The following is a 16,806-nucleotide window of genomic DNA, read 5'->3' on the forward strand; positions in this document are numbered from 1 at the left end:
GAACGCCGGCGTGCGCAACGAGCGAGAGTTTCCTTGCAAGTCCGGGCAGGGCGTTGGCGCACGGTTGCCGCGGAAGGAGGATGACCGCCTGATGCGCGGCCGCGGCCAATACGTCGCCGACATCAGGCTCGCGGGCCTTCAGGACGTCGCCTTCGTGCGCAGCCCGATGGCGCATGCGCGCATCTGCGGCATCCACGTGCCCGAGCGTTATCGCGGCAGCGTGTTCACGGCGGCCGATCTCGTCGGGATCAAGCCGATCCGCGCGGTATCGGGGCTGCCGGGCTTCAAGATATCCGAACAACCGGTGCTCGCCACCGGCAAGGTGCGCCAGGTCGGCGAGCTCGTTGCGATGTGCCTTGCGCCAACGCGCGCCGAGGCCGAGGATATCGCGGCCTCCGTGACGCTCGATCTGGAGGAGCTGTCCGCGGTCACCGACATGCTGAAGGCGCGCGAGCCCGGCTCGGCGCTGGTGCATGAGCATTGGGGCGACAACGTCTTCCTCGAGACTAATTACGAGGTCGACATCTCCGCCGCGCTCGATGCGCCGATCAAGGTGACACGCGAGATCTCGACGGCGCGGCAATGCATGTCGCCACTGGAGGGCCGCGGCGTGGTTGCGACCTTCGACCGACGGCTCGATCAGCTCACGCTGCATTCCGCGGCACAGATGCCACACATCACCCGCAGCGGCCTTGCCGAATCCCTCGGCATGGAGGAGGGCCAGATCCGCGTCATCTCGCCCGATGTTGGTGGCGGCTTTGGCCACAAGGGCATTCTGCTGCCGGAAGAGGTCTGCCTGTCCTGGCTGACCATGCGTAACGGCCATCCCGTGCGCTGGCTGGAAGATCGCCGCGAGCATCTCGTCGCCAGCTCCAATTGCCGCGAGCATCATTACAGGATCACGGTCTATGCGGACCGTGACGGCACGCTGCGCGGCATCGATTGCGAGGCGACCGTGGATTCCGGGGCCTACTCGTCCTATCCGTTCTCGGCCTGTCTCGAGGCCGCGCAGGTCGCGAGCATTTTGCCCGGCCCTTACAAGATGCCGGCCTATCGCTGCCGCACCTTCTCGGTTGCTACCAACAAATGCCCGATCCTGCCGTATCGCGGCGTCGCGCGCACCGGCGTCTGCTTCGCGCTGGAGCTGATGCTTGATCTCGTGGCGGCCGAAGCCGGGCTCGAGCCAGGCGAGGTGCGGCTGCGCAACCTGGTGCTGCCGGAACAGATGCCGTTCGACAACATCACCAGGAAGCACTTTGACAGCGGCGATTACCCCGAAGCGATGCGGCGCGCGCTCGCCGCCATCGACATCGACTCCATTCGTGCCAAACAGAGGCTGGGCGAGGTTGACGGACGCCGCATCGGCGTCGGCGTCTCCATCTATTGCGAGCAGGCGGCGCACGGCACGTCGGTCTATTCCGGCTGGGGCATCCCCATGGTGCCAGGTCACGAGCAGGCCTCGGCACGCTTGACGCCGGACGGCGGCCTCGAATTGCGCGTCGGTGTGCATTCGCATGGGCAGGGCATGGAAACGACGCTTGCCCAGGTCGCGCACGAGATCCTCGGCGTCGACGTTGCAAAGATCCGCATCGTCCTCGGCGACACCGCGATGACGCCCTATTCGACCGGAACCTGGGGCTCACGCTCTATGGTGATGGCCGGCGGCGCGGTGGCGACGGCTTGCCGCGAGCTCGGCGAACGCGCAAGGCGCATCGGCGCCAAGCTGTTGCAGCATGACCCCGCCTCGGTGGTGTTGCAGAACGGCGAGGTACGTGGCGTCAACGGCAGTGTCAGCCTGAGGGCGATCGCCCACGCCTGGTATCGCCGTCCGCAAGACTTGCCGGCCGACGTCGATGCCGGCGGGCTGGAGGTGACGCAAGGCTACAAGCCGGTGCGCGACAGCGGCACCTTCAGCTATGCCGCGCATGCGGCCGTCGTCGCAGTCGATCCTGATCTCGGCGTAGTCGAAATTCTGGATTATGTGATCGTCGAAGACGGCGGCGTGCTGGTCAATCCGCTCGTCGTTGACGGCCAGATCTATGGCGGTCTGGCGCAGGGCATCGGCACCGCGCTCTACGAGGAGATGCCATTTGATGCCTCCGGCCAGCCGCTGGCGACGACGCTCGCCGACTATCTGCTGCCGGGCCCGACCGAGGTTCCGGCGGCGCGCCTGGACCACATGGAGACGCCGTCGCCTTACACGCAGTTCGGCGTGAAGGGCATCGGCGAGGGCGGCGCGATTGCGCCGCCGGCCGCCATCGCCAACGCGGTCAACGACGCGCTGCGTCCGCTCGGCGTCGAGCTGATGCAGTCGCCGATCACGCCGCATCGCCTTGTCGAAGCCGTGCTGGCTGCACGCGCGGCCGAAAGGAGCGCGGCATGAAACCGGCACCCTTCAGTTATGAGCGTCCGCGCGATCTCGACGCCGCGCTGTCGATGCTGGCCGCAAGCCGCGGTTCGGCAAAGATCATCGCCGGCGGCCAGTCGCTCGGACCGATGCTCAATCTGCGGCTGGTGCAGCCGGAGCTGATCGTGGACATTTCCGGCCTGGCTGAGCTCAAGCGGGCCGAGGTTTCTCGCGGCGAACTCGTGCTCGGCGCCTTGATCACCCATGCCGACATCGAGGACGGGCGCACGGCCGACGTGACCCGCGGCGCCATGCGCGGCGTCGCCGCCAACATCGCATACCGCGCGGTACGCAACCGCGGCACGATCGGCGGCTCGCTCAGTCATGCCGATCCCGCCGCCGACTGGATCTCGTCGCTCGCGGCCCTGGGTGCGCGTGTGACGCTGCGCAGCCTTGCCGGCGCTCGCACGATGGCGATCGAGGCCTTCGTCGTCGGCGCCCTGGAATCGGCGCTGCATGCGGGGGAAATCGTCGAGGCGATTCACGTCCCGTCACGCGCGGCTTCGGCCCATTGGGGCTATGCTAAGAGCTGCCGCAAGACCGGCGAGTTCGCCCACGCCATCGGCGCGGTACTGATCGATCCAGTTGCTGCCTCGGCGCGCGTCGTGATCGGTGCGATTGATACGACGCCGATCGTCGTCACCGATGCCGCCGAGCTGTTCGGCGGACGGATCGTGGCCGACTACAAGCAGCGCTTCGACGCTCGCGTCGCGGATGACCTTCTGACCAAAGCCGGCATCGACGACGCCGCGCAGCGTCACATCCATGTCAGAGTGTTGAAGCGCGCCGTCCTGGAGGCGACGGCATGACGACGGTCGCGCTTCAGGTCAATCGCCGTGCGGTCGAAGTCTCGGCTGAGCCGCGGACCAGCTTGGCCGATTTCGTCCGCGATAAGCTGGACTTGACCGGCACCCATCTCGGTTGTGAGCACGGCGTCTGCGGCGCCTGTACCGTGTTGCTCGACGGCGTGCCGGCGCGCTCCTGTATCACCTATGCGGTGACCTGCGCGGGCGCCGACATCACCACCATCGAAGGGCTCGATGAGGACGAGGTCACGACCGAGTTGCGCGCAGCCTTCACCCGCGAGCATGCCCTCCAGTGCGGCTATTGCACCCCTGGGATGCTGGTCTCGGCGCGCGACCTGGTGCTGCGTCTGCCCGATGCCGATGAGCGGCGCATCCGTGTCGGTCTCAGCGGCAATCTCTGCCGCTGTACCGGCTACGTCGGGATTGTGCGGGCCGTCCAGTCCGTCATCGAGGCGAGGCGTGCACGCAACATCGCGCCGCTTGCCGATGGCGGCCGGACCAGTCTCGGCCCTGCCGGATCGGGACGAGCCATGTTCGGCGGCGACGAGCCGGAGCCTGCGCCGCGGGTCTCAGTGCCGGCATCAGACGGCGCCGCACCGGTCAGAATTTCCGATTTCGTTCCGGCGACCGTTCTCGATCAGAGCTTCACGCTGCCGCACGCACCCACAAAGGTGCTCGCGATGTTCGATGACATCGCCGATATTGCATCCTGCCTGCCTGGCGTCTCGCTCACGGCGCCGCCAACGCCGGAGCGCGTGGAGGGCATGATCAGCGTCAAGCTCGGGCCGATCGCGGCGTCCTTCGAGGGCGTCGCGCGCGTCGAACGCGATCCCGCAACACTATCGGGACGCATCGTCGGCGTAGGCACCGACCAGCGCAGCCGTTCGGCGACGCAAGGAGAGATCCGCTATCGCCTGCTTCCGCTCGAAGGCGGCGCGGCGACCGCGGTCGAGCTCTCGATCGGGTACACGCTCACGGGAATGCTGGCGCAGGTCGGCCGATCCGGCTTGGTGCGGGATCTCGCCAAGCGGCTCGTTGCGGAGTTCGCGGGCAATCTCGACCGCCACATGGCCGGCGCGCCGTCGGGGCAGGTGGCCGCGGCAGAGCTCAGTGGCTGGTCGATTGTCTCGGACGTTTCGCGCGCCGGGCTGGCGCGCATGTTTGGCCGCGCCTTCACTGGAAAAGGTGGCGCGGAATGATCGGCGTGCCGGCGCTGTGGAGTGACGAAGTCTTGGACGACCCTGGACATCAACATCGTGCGATTTGGAGAGACAACATGACACGAGCACTCGGACTGGTTCCGGTCTTCGCGCTTGCGACGGCCTTGTTCGGCGGCACGGCAGGGGCGCAGACCATCAAGATCGGCGTCAATGAGCCGCTTACCGGCGCGTTCGCGGCCTCCGGGACCTACGTCGTCAACGGCGCGAAGATCGCCGCCGACGAGATCAACGCCAAGGGCGGCATCCTGGGCAAGAAGATCGAGCTCGTCATCGAGGACAACAAGAGCAACCCGACGGAAGCTGCCGCCGTCGCCGAAAAACTCATCACCAGCGACAAGGTGCCGGTGCTGATGGGCGCCTGGGGCTCGAGCCTGACGCTCGCGGTGATGCCCAAGCTGATGGAATACGAGACCCCGATGGTGGTGGAAACCTCGTCCTCCGGCAAGATCACGACGACGGGCAATCCCTTCGTCTTCCGGATCTCGCCGCCCTCGGCGGTTGAGGCCGCCGCGTTCAAGGGCATCGTCGACAAGCTCGCGCTCAAGAAGGTCGATTTCCTCATCATCAACAACGACTGGGGCCGGGGCACTGCCGAGGATTTCAGCAAGATGATGAAGGACAAGGGCATCAGCATCGGCCTCGTCGAGACCATGGACCAGGGCGCGCAGGACATGAGCGCGCAGCTCTCCAAGATCAAGAGCTCGGATTCCGAGACGGTGATCGTCACGACGGCGGTCGATCAGCTGACCCTGATCTTCAAGCAAGCGGCCGCGCTCGGCCTGAAGAAGCGCATCATCACCACCGGCGGCTCGCAGAACCCGGACCAGATCATCGCCCAGGCCGGTGCCGCCGCCAATGGCACCATGCATCTGACCACCTTCCTGCCGTGGTTCCCGGACAAGACGCCGAATCCGGAAGCCACCAACTATTTCATCACGGAATGGAAGAAGCGCGGTTTCGAGTTCGCCGGCTGCACCGAGAGTTTTCGCGGCTATGACGGCATCCGCACTGCGGCGGCGGCGGTCGAGAAGGCCGGCAAGGCCGAGCCGGCTGCGATCAAGGCGGCGCTCTGGGACATCAATATCAAGGGGCTGAACGGCGACATCGTGTTCCGCAAGTCTGGTCCGGAGGGCAAGGAGAGCGGGCAGAGCCAGCCGAACGTCTATCTCATCGAGATCAACGACGGCAAGGTCGAGCTGAAGACGCTCTAGAGCATGATCCGGAAAAGTGTGAAGCCATTTTCCGGCAAGATCATGCTCAAACAATAACGCGCTTCGTCGACGGCGAGGGCGGTACATCACTGCCCCCGTCATGTGCGATTTATTCGGGAACGGCTTTGAGCGAATTCCTTCAGCATCTGGTCAACATGCTCGTGCTCGGCGGCACCTATGCGCTGCTGGGCATCGGACTAACCTTGATTTTCGGCATCATGAACGTCGTGAACTTCACGCACGGCGTGCTCTACACGTTCGGCGCCTACATCATGTTCATCGTGGTGCAGCAGCTCGGGCTGAATTTCTTCCTGGCATTGCCGGTCGCGGTGCTTGCCGGGTGGCTGCTCGGGGCAACCATCGAGCTGACATTGCTGCGACCGCTGCGCGGCTCCGACATCGACACCACGATGCTGGTCATGATCGGCGCCTGGATCGCGATGCAGTCCGGCACGCTGTGGATCTGGGGCGGTGTCGCCAAATCGGTGGCCACGCCGTTTCCCGAAGCGCCGCTGGTGCTCGGACCGGTGTCAGTATCCTGGCTTCGCCTGTTTGTGCTCGCCGCGGCGGCAATGTTGATCCTGGTGACGTACCTCCTGATCAACAAGACCAGCCTGGGACGTGCAATGCGGGCGACGTTCCAGGACCACGACACGGCCTCGCTGATGGGTGTCAACGTGGACATGATCTACACCTCGACCTTCGCGATCGGCTCCAGCCTTGCCGCCGCCGCCGGCGCTCTGCTCGGGTCTGTCTACGTGATCTTCCCGCAAATGGGCGATTTGGCCGCCGTCAAGGCCTTCGCCATCGTCATCCTTGGCGGCCTCGGCAATATCACGGGCGCGGTGATCGGTGGCTTCATCCTGGCGCTGGCCGAGGAATTGGGGGCAGGCTACGTCTCGTCGGGTTACCGCGACGCCATGGGTTTCGTGATCATCATCGCGGTCCTGATCTTCCGGCCGACCGGCCTGTTTGCGCGCGCGGAGCGGGTTGGATGAGAGCCGCCGTCACCATTCTCGCCGTCGCGGCCCTGGCCTCGGTGCCGCTCTGGCTGCGCGATCCCTATCTCCTGAACGCGCTGATCACGACCGGAATCTTCGTCATCGGCGCGATGAGCCTCAATCTGCTGCTAGGCTTCACCGGCCAGCTCAGCCTCGGCCACATCGCTTTCTTCGGCATCGGTGCCTATGTCAGCGCGCTGACGTCGCTCGGCTTCGACGTCGGTCTGCCCGGAGACGTCCGCCTGGTTCACGCACCCTGGCCGCCGATTGCAGGCTCCTTGCTGGCCATCCTGGTCGCCGGAATGTGCGGCTATTTCGTCGGGTTGCTCTCCTTCCGCGTCCGCGGCGCCTATTTCGTCATCGTGACCATCTCCTTTGCCGAGGTCGTCCGGCTGGTCGCGCTGAACTGGGTCGAGCTGACGCAGGGACCGCTGGCGCTGACCAACATTCCATCCATCGCGCTGTCCTTGCCCGGGATTGGTGAGCTGACGCTGCGCACCAAGATGCAGAACTACTATCTTGTGCTGGTCGTGGCCCTCGTCGCCTATCTCCTGATCGCCCGCCTCGTTCATTCCCATTTCGGCCGTGCGATGCGGGGGCTGATGGAGAACGAGACGCTGGCGGTCTCTGTCGGCATCGACGTCACCAGGACGCTGACCCTGGCAGCCGTGATCTCGGCCGCAATCGCGGGCGCGGCCGGCAGCCTCTATGCGCACTACATCCGGATCATCGATCCTGAAGTATTCGCCTTCATCAACACCGTCACCATGGTGATCATGGTCATCAGCGGCGGCAAGGGCTCGCTGGCCGGGCCCGTCGTCGGTGGTCTGATCTTCGGGTTGCTGCCGGTCGCACTGCGGCCGGTGATGGCGCCGGAGGCGCAGTGGATCGCCTATGGCGGCGTGCTGATCGCCATCCTGTTCGTGTTGCCCCGTGGCATCGTGCCCTCGCTCGCACAGCGCTTCATCCGACGGCGCAGCGGCGCGCCGGCGCTGGCATCAGTCGCGCTCACCGAAACCGGTGCCAAGGAGCCGGCGTGATGACCGCGCGCAGCATTGCCTTGACCATCGAGCAGGTCGCCGTCCGCTTCGGCGGGCTGGTCGCGATCTCCGACATGAGTTTTACGGTCGGTGAGGGCGAGATCGTCAGTCTGATTGGACCGAATGGCGCCGGCAAGACCACCGCCTTCAACGTCATGACTGGTTTCCTGAGGCCGAGCGCAGGCCAGGTTACCTATCAGGGGGCGACGCTGACCGGGTTGAAGCCGCACGAGATCGCCGATCTCGGCCTGATACGCACCTTTCAGCGCACCAGCGTGTTTCCCAACGACACCGTCTACGACAATCTCCTGATCGGTCTGCATCGTCAGGGCCGGGTCCGGCTGCTCGATGCCATCCTCGGGCTGCCGGGCGCGCGCGCCTCGGAACGCAGGCTGCGGCAGCGCGCGAGCGAGTTGATCGAATGGGTCGGCCTCGAACGCCGCGCCCATGATGCGGCTGGCTCGCTGTCCTACGGTGAGCAGCGCCTTGTCGGTGTCGCGCTGGCGTTGGCGGCGGAGCCCTCGATGCTGCTGCTCGACGAGCCCGTCTCGGGCATGAACGCCTCGGAAACCCACCGTTTCGTCGAGCTGATCCGCAGCGTCCGCGACCGTGGCATCACCATCCTGCTGGTCGAGCACGACATGCCGATGGTGATGACAGTCTCGGACCGCATCGTGGTGCTGAACTATGGCCGTATCATCGCCGAGGGAACCCCGGATATGATTCGCAACGATCCGGCCGTGATCGAGGCCTATCTCGGACATGGAGCGGGGCGTGCTTGAGATCCGCGACGTGGTGTGCGGCTATGGCGGCGTCACTGCGCTGCGCGGCATCTCGCTCGACGTGAGGGCTGGCCAGCTCGTCGCCCTGATCGGCGCCAACGGTGCCGGCAAGAGCACGACGCTGCGCGCGATTTCCGGCCTCGTGCCGCCGCGCGCAGGGCAAATGCGGTTCGAGGGCATCGACATCACCGGGGCGAGACCGCCGCGCGTTCTTGCCAGCGGGATCGCACATTGTCCGGAAGGCCGGCGCGTATTTCCGCACATGAGTGTCGAGGAAAATCTCGACATGGGGGCTTACCTCCGTCGTGGTTCGGGCGAGATCGCGGCCGACCGCGACCGCATCTACGCGGAATTTCCGCGGCTCGCCGAGCGGCGCCGGCAGGCGGCGGGCACGCTGTCGGGCGGCGAGCAGCAGATGCTGGCGATCGGGCGCGCGCTGATGTCACGGCCGCGGCTGATCATGTTCGACGAGCCCTCGCTCGGGCTCGCGCCGAACATCGTCGAGCGCACCTTCGCAATCATCCGCGGTATCCGTGATGCCGGCACCACGGTGCTGCTGGTCGAGCAGAATGCGTTCGCCGCGCTCGAGATGTGCGACCACGCCTATCTGCTCGAGAATGGCCGCATCGTGCTGTCAGGCGCAGGTTCCGAGCTGATCGCGAACGAGCATGTGCGGAAGGCCTATCTCGGTGGATGATCCGGCTGTCTCTCCGGATCAGCGGGGGTGCATTGCGGTGTGTGATCTCGACCGGCTCAAGGCCGTGACCATCGTCCGCGTCGCCGGGCGGGACATGCTTGTGATCTGGAACGAGGGCGATGTCGTCGCGTGCGACCGCGTGTGCCCGCACGAACAGGCAGACCTTGGTCGGGGGCGCGTGGAGGCGGGGCGGCTGTTCTGCCCGCGCCATGCCGCGTCATTCGATTTGCGTGATGGGGCCATCACTGCGGGCTGGCCGAGCCCGCCATTGCGGCTCTATCCGGTGCGGATCACGGGTGAGCAGGTCTGGGTTGATACGGGGATGCGACAGTCAGAGCGATGATGGCATTGTGCCGGTGTTTTGCCCGACGTGTCAAATCCATGGGTGGTGCAAATTAGTCCTGAGAAAACAACGGCATTCTACTGTGCATGGGGTTGTTTTCGCAGTTTTAGTTCAGCAGCGCCTGCGCGGCCTCCACCAGAATGCCGTCAGGCCGCCGCAGCGCCTCCAGAATAGTGAAGTGATCGGCGCCTGCGACCTGGATGAGTTGTCCCGGCGCTTTCGCGGCCGCGCGCTTCTCATGGAAGTTGATCGAATCCAGCACCAGTGCCGGTAGCTCGCTGCTGCCATAGGCGATATCGAGCCGCTTGTTTGTTACGGGCAGGCGAAGCGGCGAGAGCCTGGCGATTTCCTCGTCCGTCAGCTTCAGTGCGTCGTTGAGCCAGGTGTCGCGGATCGGCGCGAGATCGTAGACGCCCGATAGCGCCAGCCCTGCATGGACGCGCGGATGATCCAGCGCCATCGCAACGAGCTGCGCGCCTGCCGACCAGCCCGACAGCACGACCGGTCCGGCAATGCCGTAGGAGGCACCGTGCGCCGCGATCCAGTCGAGCGTCCGCGGGATCTCGGCGACGATGTCGGTGAGGGACACCTCGGGCGCCAGCGAATAGCCGGGAATGGCGACCGACCAGCCATGGGCGGCGATGCCTTCGACGAGCATGGCGAACAATTCGCGCGAATTGCGCTGCCAATAGCCGCCATGCAGGAACACCAGGCAGGGCGCCTCAGGCCCGGCGGCCGGGTAGAGATCGATCTTGTTGTTCGCCCGCTGACCGTAAGCCAGATCGAGATGGGATTTCAGCGTGCTTCGCAGCCGGCTGGAGGTTTCGTTCCGTTCGGCGATCAGGGCCGTGCTGTTCTTGACGGCGGCGTTGTTGTCGTAGGCGGCGTCGCGTTCTGCCTGGGACAGCCCGGACCATGCGGAACGGGGATCGAGCGGTCGACCTGTCGAATGAGCATTCTCAATCATAATCACTCCGATACGGCCCTGGATGGCACCCTTGTCCAATTTGGGCCGGCTATTCACCGACAATTGAGGTGTTGGACCAGCCGTGTTCAGATTGGACGAGGCTGCCTCGGACTATGCCATGCGGGATCATTGTTGCCTTCTCTTGTCGGCCCCACGTTACTGTTGCGGTTGCATCAGACGCCCATTCAGGCGAAGGATACGCGCCACGCCACACAAAATGCTGGTTCGGGTGCGAGGGCACCTCCATGCTGTCGGTTCGATGAAAGAATAGCATTTGAATTCGCAAGACTATCGCTTTTCCGTGGCACCCATGATGGATTGGACTGACCGGCATTGCCGGGTGTTCCACCGTCATCTGACGCGGCGGGCGCTGCTTTATACGGAGATGCTGACCACCGGCGCCATTATCCATGGCAACCGGGAGCGGCTGCTTGGGTACGACGCGTGCGAGCATCCGGTGGCGCTTCAGCTTGGCGGGTCGGATCCGCACGACCTCGCGCTGGCCGCGCGGATCGGCGAAGGATTTGGTTATGACGAGATCAATCTCAATGTCGGCTGCCCGTCCGATCGCGTCAAGGACGGCCGGTTCGGCGCCTGCCTCATGGCGGAGCCGGAACTAGTGGCCCGGTGCGTTCAGGCCATGAAGCGCGCGGTCGCCGTTCCCGTCACGGTGAAGTGCCGTATCGGGATCGACGACCAGGACCCTGAAGTGGCGCTCGATACGATCGCGCGTGCGGTGGTGGCGTCCGGCTGCGATGCGCTGATCGTGCATGCCCGCAAAGCCTGGCTCACTGGCCTGTCGCCAAAGGAGAACCGCGACATCCCGCCGCTCGATTATGATCGCGTCTATCGGCTCAAGCGCACGATGCCTGCTGTGCCCGTCATCATCAATGGCGGCATCTCTGGGATCGACGAGGCCAAGGCGCATCTTGCCCACGTCAACGGTGCGATGCTCGGCCGCGCCGCCTATCAGGAGCCGTGGCGGTTGCTCAGCGTCGATACCGACATCTTCGGCGAGGCGGCGCCGCACGCGTCCATGCAGGACGCGCTCGAGGCGATGATGCCCTATATCGAAGAGCAGCTCGCGCGCGGCACCCGGCTGCACGCAATTACGCGGCATTTCGTCGGCGCGTTCCACGCCGTGCCCGGCGCGCGCGCCTTCCGCCGCCATCTTGCCGAGCAGGGGGTGAAGCCGGGCGCCGGTCTCGACGTGCTGCGCGAGGCGATCGCTCATGTCGGTGCACGCGCGCCAGCGGAGGCGGCGTAGAATTGTCTAGTCGGCCGCGATCCGGGAGCGTCGGGGGCTGCTCTGGAGCTCCGGAAAACCTGTCAGCATCAGCGTGTCCGCGCGCACGCCCCAGCTTTCCAGGCGGTCGAGGAAGCTCATGCCGAGCAGATTGGTCTTCATCTGGCCGCGTTGCACGACCAGGGCCGGCACCGACTTCTCGACCAGCTTGCCGACGGCGAGACGGTCTAGCGTGAGCCGTGCCGCCTTGGTGTGGCCGCCCGCGGTCTCCAGGTCGACGTCGTATTCGAGCATCTCGAGCGGCAGTCCGATCGCTTTCGCGGTTTCCCAGGTCAGCACCACGGAGGTTGCACCTGTATCGATTACCATCGGCGCAGTGACGCCGTTGATCTTCGCTCGCAGCGCAAATTCGCCACCCTGGCCGCGCGGGATATGCACGGCGGGGGCCGGGGCGGCGGTCTGCGCCCGGAAGATGTGGGAAACCTTGTGACTGGCACGCACGATCTGATCGGGATCGCCATAGGCGACGACGGCGCCTGCGGTGCCGGCGAGCATGAGGAGAACGAGCAGGAAGCGGATCATGGCGCGCCTCCAGAGGCGTTCGTGCCGATCAGGTACGCTTCGGCAATGCTGCGATCGGCGCGAGTCCTGCCTGATTCATGCGCGCGGGCAACAGCGCCATGATCGCCAGCCGTTCCGCGCTGTGCATGGCGTGCCAGCGCGCGATCTCCGGCAAGGTCCGGCCGCAGCCGAAGCAAAGCTTGGTCTTGGGATCGATCATGCAGACGGCGACGCACGGCGTTTCTTTGCTCATGCGGATATTGTGAGGGATCGTCGGGCATTTCTGCAAGCATCTCGTTAAGAGCCCGTGCCTGCGCTCATGATCGGCTTGTGGCGCGGCCGGCGCTTCTCGTCGGGAACGAGCGAATTCTCGGGCTGAAGCGGCGGAGAATCATCCGACAGCGGCGCCAGCGCGCTCATCACGCGCTCCGGCGGGAAGGTGACGATCACCTCGGTGCCGATGCGCAGCTTCGATTTCAGAGTGAACGTGCCGCCATGCAGGTCAATCAGATTCTTGGCGATGGGCAGGCCGAGGCCTGCGCCCTGTTCGGCCGACTTGATCGAGTTGGAGCCCTGGCCGAACGAGGCGAGCACGACCGGGATCTCGTCCTCGGGAATTCCGGAGCCGGAATCCCTCACCGAGAGATATTGTCCGCCCGAAGCGGTCCATCCCGCCTTGAGCCAGATCTCGCCACCCTGCGGCGTAAACTTGATCGAGTTAGAGAGCAGGTTGAGCACGACTTGGCGGATCGCGCGCTCGTCGGCCCAGAGCCGCGGCATGGCCTGCTCGAACACTTCGTGGATCGTGATGCCACGGCTCGAGGCGCGCAGCTTCATCAAATGATGGCAGTCGGCGACGATGCCGACCAACGACACTGCTTCCTCGTTCAGCTCGTAGCGGCCGGCTTCGATCCGCGATAGATCGAGGATCTCGTTGATAAGGTTGAGCAGGTGCACGCCGGAATTATGGATGTCCGCCGAGTACTCCTTGTAGACGGGCACCGCGTGTGCGCCAAAAATCTCACTCTTCATCACCTCGGAGAAGCCGAGGATGGCGTTCAGGGGCGTGCGCAGTTCGTGGCTCATCTGCGCAAGGAAGCGCGACTTGGCGACGTTGGCGGATTCGGCGCGGTGGCGCGCTTCGTCCGAGATGGCCTTGGCCTGTTCGAGTTCGCCGATCAGCGCGTCCTTCTCGGCGCGCGCCTCGAGCGTGGCGAAGGTCGAGGAGTGCAGGCGGTGAGCCAGCAGGACGAAATAGCCTTCGGCCGCCAGCGCGAGTGCCGCCAGGACGTAATTGTCCAGTGAGCCGGTCATCACGAAACTCAGCGCCATTGCGACCGCGACCGGCGCGGTGGCGGCAAGGGCAGCGATCGGCAGATTGGCGGCCAGCATGCTCGATACTGCGATCACCAGCAGCATCAGGAACATCATCAGCGTTTCCGTGACCATGTCGAGCACGGGGTGGATCAGGATCGCCATCCAGCACAGGCCATAGAGCAGGTCGAGCACGACGAAACGCGTTCGCCATGCGCGCGTCGCGGCCGGAGAGGTGGCCTCTGTCAGGAACCGCCGGCAACTGCGGATCATCGCACTGTGGATGCAGAGCATGCCCGCGGTCCAGGCCGCCGCCGGGATCGGCTGCATCCAGAGCCCGAACAGCACGCCGGTGGCGACCACCAGCAGCATCACGACATAGGAAGCCGACAGCCGCGTCTGGGCATATTGACGCAACATCTCGGCGTCGAACGCCGGCCGGGTTCCGCTGGTCGACGTTAACTTGTCGCGTGCCTCGCGTACCCGCTGCGCCGCAGCCCTGCGGCTGCTCGCCGATGGAGCGCTCACCGGCTCGGCCGGAAGCTGCACAACCTCGGGCTTTTCAGCGGGGTTACTCATCAAGCAACACGATTCCTGCCCACGCCGGACGCGGGCCTTCTGCATTGTCTATCTCTGGCAAGAAATCCTTAAGAGGTGCCTTAAGGAGCTAAAGAATTACGTTAACGCCTGATTAAGAAACGCCTTCCGTGATGGGAACCGGCGCTGGCGACGGGCGTCATGACGGGCAGATCAATGCAGCAGCGAGTGCTGCGCGATGTAGACCAGTGCACCCGCGAGGTAGCCCACGAGCGCGGGACCCGCGATGCGGCGGGCGTACCAGAAGAACTCGATCTTCTCGAGCCCCATCGCCGCGACCCCTGCGGCCGAGCCGATGATCAGGATCGAGCCGCCGGTGCCGGCGCAATAGGCGATGAATTCCCAGATGAAGCTGTCGGGCGGATATTGCGCCAGATTGTACATGCCCATCGTCGCCGCGACGAGCGGCACGTTGTCGATGATGGCGCTCAATAGGCCGAGTAGGATGACGATGATGTCGAGACGGCCGACTGTTGTGTCGAGCCATTTAGCCAGCACCTCCAGGACGTGGGCGTGCTCCAGGCACGCGACGGCTATGAGAATGCCGACGAAGAACACGATGGAGCTCATGTCGATGCGCGTTAGCGCATGGACGAGGGTGAGGGGGCGACGCGCATCCTCGTCCTTGTGGCGGTGAACGATCTCGCCCACCAGCCAGAGAATGCCCAGCCCGAACAGGATCCCCATGAAGGGTGCGAGGTGCGTCACGGCCTTGAACACAGGAACGGCGACCAGCGTACCGAGGCCGAGATAGAACATCAGATTGCGCTCGAACACCTCGACCTTGAGAGCCTGCGCTTCCCGCTGCGGCGGCGGGATGATGTCCTTCCCCTTGACGGAGTAGCCAACGATGAGCAGCGGGACCAGCAGATTGAGCAGGGACGGCAGGAACACCGATTGCATGATGCTGACGGGGGTGATCTGCCCTCCGATCCAGAGCATCGTCGTCGTGACGTCGCCGATGACGGTCCAGGCGCCGCCCGCATTGGCGGCGATGACGATGAGGGAGGCGAAGAGCAGGCGGTCGTTCTTGTGGCCGATCAGCTTCTGGATCAGCGAGATCATCACGATGGTTGTCGTGAGATTGTCGAGGATCGCGCTCAGGAAGAACGTCACGAAGCCGATGATCCACATCAACGTGGTCTGCTTCGTGGTGCGGATCACGGACGTGATGACCTCGAAGCCGTTGTGGGCGTCGATCACCTCGACGATCGTCATGGCGCCGATCAGGAAGAAGACGATTTGGGCGGTCGCGGAGACGGATTCGTCGAGCTGGCGGTTGACAAGGGATGCATCGCCGACGGACAGCGCATAGATGGTCCAGAGCAGGCCCGCTCCCAGGAGAGCCGAAGCGCTCTTGTTGATGCCGAGCGGGTGTTCGAGCGCGATGGCAGCATACGCAACGATGAAAACGGCGGCTATCACGCTCAGCAAGTCAGTCCCCCCGAACTTTGTACTTCAGCTCAATGTGCTTGCCAGACCTCGTCGCAGTGCCGGCGGCGTCGAGGTCTGGGACGGTCGCAGTGCCGCCCGGCAGCAAGCCGTCAAGATGATCCTCAGCGTTGCAGACGCGCGAGCAGGCTCGACGTGTCCCAGCGCTTGCCGCCCATTTTCTCCACCTCGGAGTAGAATTGGTCGACCAGCGCCGTGACAGGCAGGTTGGCGCCGTTGCGGCGAGCTTCAGCCAGCGAGATCGAGAGGTCCTTGCGCATCCATTCCACCGCGAACCCGAAATCGTACTTGCCCTCGTTCATGGTCTTGTAGCGATTTTCCATCTGCCAGGACTGCGCGGCCCCTTTCGAGATGGTCTCGATCACTGCGGCGACGTCGAGGCCACTCTTCTTGGCGAAGTGGATACCCTCGGAGAGACCCTGCACGAGGCCGGCGATGCAGATCTGGTTGACCATCTTCGTCAGTTGGCCGGAACCGGCGGGCCCGAGCAGTTTGCACATCCGCGCATAGGCCCCCGTGATGATCGGCTCGGCGCCGGCATAGGCGTCCTGAGCGCCGCCGCACATCACCGTCAGCACGCCATTCTCGGCGCCCGCCTGGCCGCCGGAGACCGGTGCATCGATGAACCTGAAACCGGCCTTGGTCGCGGCCGCATCGAGTTCGCGCGCGACTTCCGCCGAGGCGGTGGTGTGGTCGACGAAGGTCGCACCCTTCTTGATGCCGGCAAACGCGCCGTCGGGGCCGGTTGTGACCGCGCGCAGATCGTTGTCGTTGCCGACGCAGCACATCACGAAATCCTGGCCTTCAGCGGCGGCCTTCGGACTCGCTGCGGTCTTGCCGCCGAACTTGTCCGCCCACTCCTTCGCCTTGGCCGCGGTGCGGTTATAGACGGTGACCTCATGGCCCCCTTTTTTCACGAGGTGTCCGGCCATGGGGAAGCCCATGACGCCAAGACCGAGGAAAGCGACTTTTGCCATGTATGAGACCTTGTCCGTAGTTTGGGTTTTACGGTTCTTGCCGGGCGAGCAGGAGCCTGGTTCCGCCGTGAGGGCGGATTGGGGCGCACCATAAACCCTTGAGGCCTGAGGGCAACGGCTTCGTTTGGCGGTCCCCTGTGCTAGGATGGCGGACCTCAAGGACTTCAAAAAAGGGAGCGAAGGCA

Annotated in this window: 16 protein-coding genes; 10 read left to right on the plus strand and 6 right to left on the minus strand. The window is 64.8% G+C overall.

The features are described from left to right. Positions 1-91: 91 nt before the first annotated feature. The 9 genes from IVA92_RS26520 (at position 92) to IVA92_RS26560 (ending at position 9,507) form a co-directional block, all read left to right on the plus strand. Entirely contained in the window at positions 92-2,383 is a 2,292-nt protein-coding gene (locus IVA92_RS26520) for a xanthine dehydrogenase family protein molybdopterin-binding subunit (protein WP_247281393.1), read from the plus strand. After that, the gene (locus IVA92_RS26525) at positions 2,380-3,216 is read left to right on the plus strand and encodes an FAD binding domain-containing protein (protein WP_247281394.1); all 837 of its coding nucleotides are present in this window, start codon (positions 2,380-2,382) and stop codon (positions 3,214-3,216) included. Before IVA92_RS26520 ends, IVA92_RS26525 begins: the two co-directional genes overlap by 4 nt. Then, the gene (locus tag IVA92_RS26530; RefSeq protein WP_247281395.1) at positions 3,213-4,412 is read left to right on the plus strand and encodes a 2Fe-2S iron-sulfur cluster-binding protein; all 1,200 of its coding nucleotides are present in this window, start codon (positions 3,213-3,215) and stop codon (positions 4,410-4,412) included. Before IVA92_RS26525 ends, IVA92_RS26530 begins: the two co-directional genes overlap by 4 nt. A 77-nt stretch (positions 4,413-4,489) precedes the next feature. Continuing rightward, positions 4,490-5,644: an ABC transporter substrate-binding protein gene (locus IVA92_RS26535; protein WP_247281396.1), complete on the plus strand. Its 1,155-nt coding sequence runs from the start codon at positions 4,490-4,492 to the stop codon at positions 5,642-5,644. A 125-nt stretch (positions 5,645-5,769) separates the two neighbouring features. Further along, positions 5,770-6,642 carry a branched-chain amino acid ABC transporter permease gene (locus IVA92_RS26540; protein ID WP_247281397.1) on the plus strand — a complete coding sequence of 291 codons (873 nt, stop codon included), beginning with the start codon at positions 5,770-5,772 and terminating at the stop codon, positions 6,640-6,642. Beyond that, on the plus strand, positions 6,639-7,685 hold the full coding sequence (locus IVA92_RS26545; RefSeq protein WP_247281398.1) for a branched-chain amino acid ABC transporter permease: 1,047 nt from the start codon (positions 6,639-6,641) through the stop codon (positions 7,683-7,685). The genes IVA92_RS26540 and IVA92_RS26545 overlap by 4 nt, the downstream gene beginning before the upstream one ends. Then, on the plus strand, positions 7,685-8,467 hold the full coding sequence (locus tag IVA92_RS26550; RefSeq protein WP_247281399.1) for an ABC transporter ATP-binding protein: 783 nt from the start codon (positions 7,685-7,687) through the stop codon (positions 8,465-8,467). Before IVA92_RS26545 ends, IVA92_RS26550 begins: the two co-directional genes overlap by 1 nt. Further along, positions 8,460-9,164 carry an ABC transporter ATP-binding protein gene (locus tag IVA92_RS26555; RefSeq protein WP_247281400.1) on the plus strand — a complete coding sequence of 235 codons (705 nt, stop codon included), beginning with the start codon at positions 8,460-8,462 and terminating at the stop codon, positions 9,162-9,164. The genes IVA92_RS26550 and IVA92_RS26555 overlap by 8 nt, the downstream gene beginning before the upstream one ends. Positions 9,165-9,201: 37 nt before the next feature. Continuing rightward, positions 9,202-9,507, plus strand: a complete 306-nt coding sequence (locus tag IVA92_RS26560; RefSeq protein ID WP_247281401.1) for a Rieske (2Fe-2S) protein — start codon at positions 9,202-9,204, stop codon at positions 9,505-9,507. A gap of 106 nt (positions 9,508-9,613) precedes the next feature. On the opposite strand, the gene IVA92_RS26565 is transcribed toward IVA92_RS26560, so the two are convergent. Continuing rightward, positions 9,614-10,474 (minus strand): alpha/beta hydrolase, encoded by an 861-nt coding sequence (locus IVA92_RS26565; RefSeq protein WP_247281402.1) that lies wholly within the window; start codon positions 10,472-10,474, stop codon positions 9,614-9,616. Between the two features lie 274 nt (positions 10,475-10,748). Here IVA92_RS26565 and dusA point away from each other — a divergent pair, with 274 nt between their 5' ends. After that, positions 10,749-11,741: a tRNA dihydrouridine(20/20a) synthase DusA gene (dusA, locus tag IVA92_RS26570; RefSeq protein ID WP_256464562.1), complete on the plus strand. Its 993-nt coding sequence runs from the start codon at positions 10,749-10,751 to the stop codon at positions 11,739-11,741. 6 nt (positions 11,742-11,747) lie between these two features. Here the strand turns inward: dusA and IVA92_RS26575 are convergent, their stop codons facing one another. The 5 genes from IVA92_RS26575 to IVA92_RS26595 form a co-directional block, all read right to left on the minus strand. Continuing rightward, complete coding sequence (locus IVA92_RS26575; protein ID WP_247281404.1) at positions 11,748-12,302, minus strand: TIGR02281 family clan AA aspartic protease; 555 nt, start codon at positions 12,300-12,302, stop codon at positions 11,748-11,750. A gap of 28 nt (positions 12,303-12,330) precedes the next feature. Then, positions 12,331-12,534 carry a DUF1289 domain-containing protein gene (locus IVA92_RS26580; RefSeq protein ID WP_247281405.1) on the minus strand — a complete coding sequence of 68 codons (204 nt, stop codon included), beginning with the start codon at positions 12,532-12,534 and terminating at the stop codon, positions 12,331-12,333. Positions 12,535-12,578: 44 nt separating this feature from the next. Further along, on the minus strand, positions 12,579-14,174 hold the full coding sequence (locus tag IVA92_RS26585) for a HAMP domain-containing sensor histidine kinase (RefSeq protein WP_247281406.1): 1,596 nt from the start codon (positions 14,172-14,174) through the stop codon (positions 12,579-12,581). 171 nt (positions 14,175-14,345) lie between these two features. After that, a complete protein-coding gene (nhaD, locus tag IVA92_RS26590; protein WP_247281407.1) occupies positions 14,346-15,626 on the minus strand; it encodes a sodium:proton antiporter NhaD in 1,281 nt (426 codons plus the stop codon). A gap of 122 nt (positions 15,627-15,748) precedes the next feature. Further along, the gene (locus tag IVA92_RS26595; protein ID WP_247281408.1) at positions 15,749-16,621 is read right to left on the minus strand and encodes an NAD(P)-dependent oxidoreductase; all 873 of its coding nucleotides are present in this window, start codon (positions 16,619-16,621) and stop codon (positions 15,749-15,751) included. Positions 16,622-16,806: the final 185 nt, after the last annotated feature.

It is taken from the genome of Bradyrhizobium sp. 154, from assembly GCF_023073875.1.
Lineage (GTDB): Bacteria > Pseudomonadota > Alphaproteobacteria > Rhizobiales > Xanthobacteraceae > Bradyrhizobium.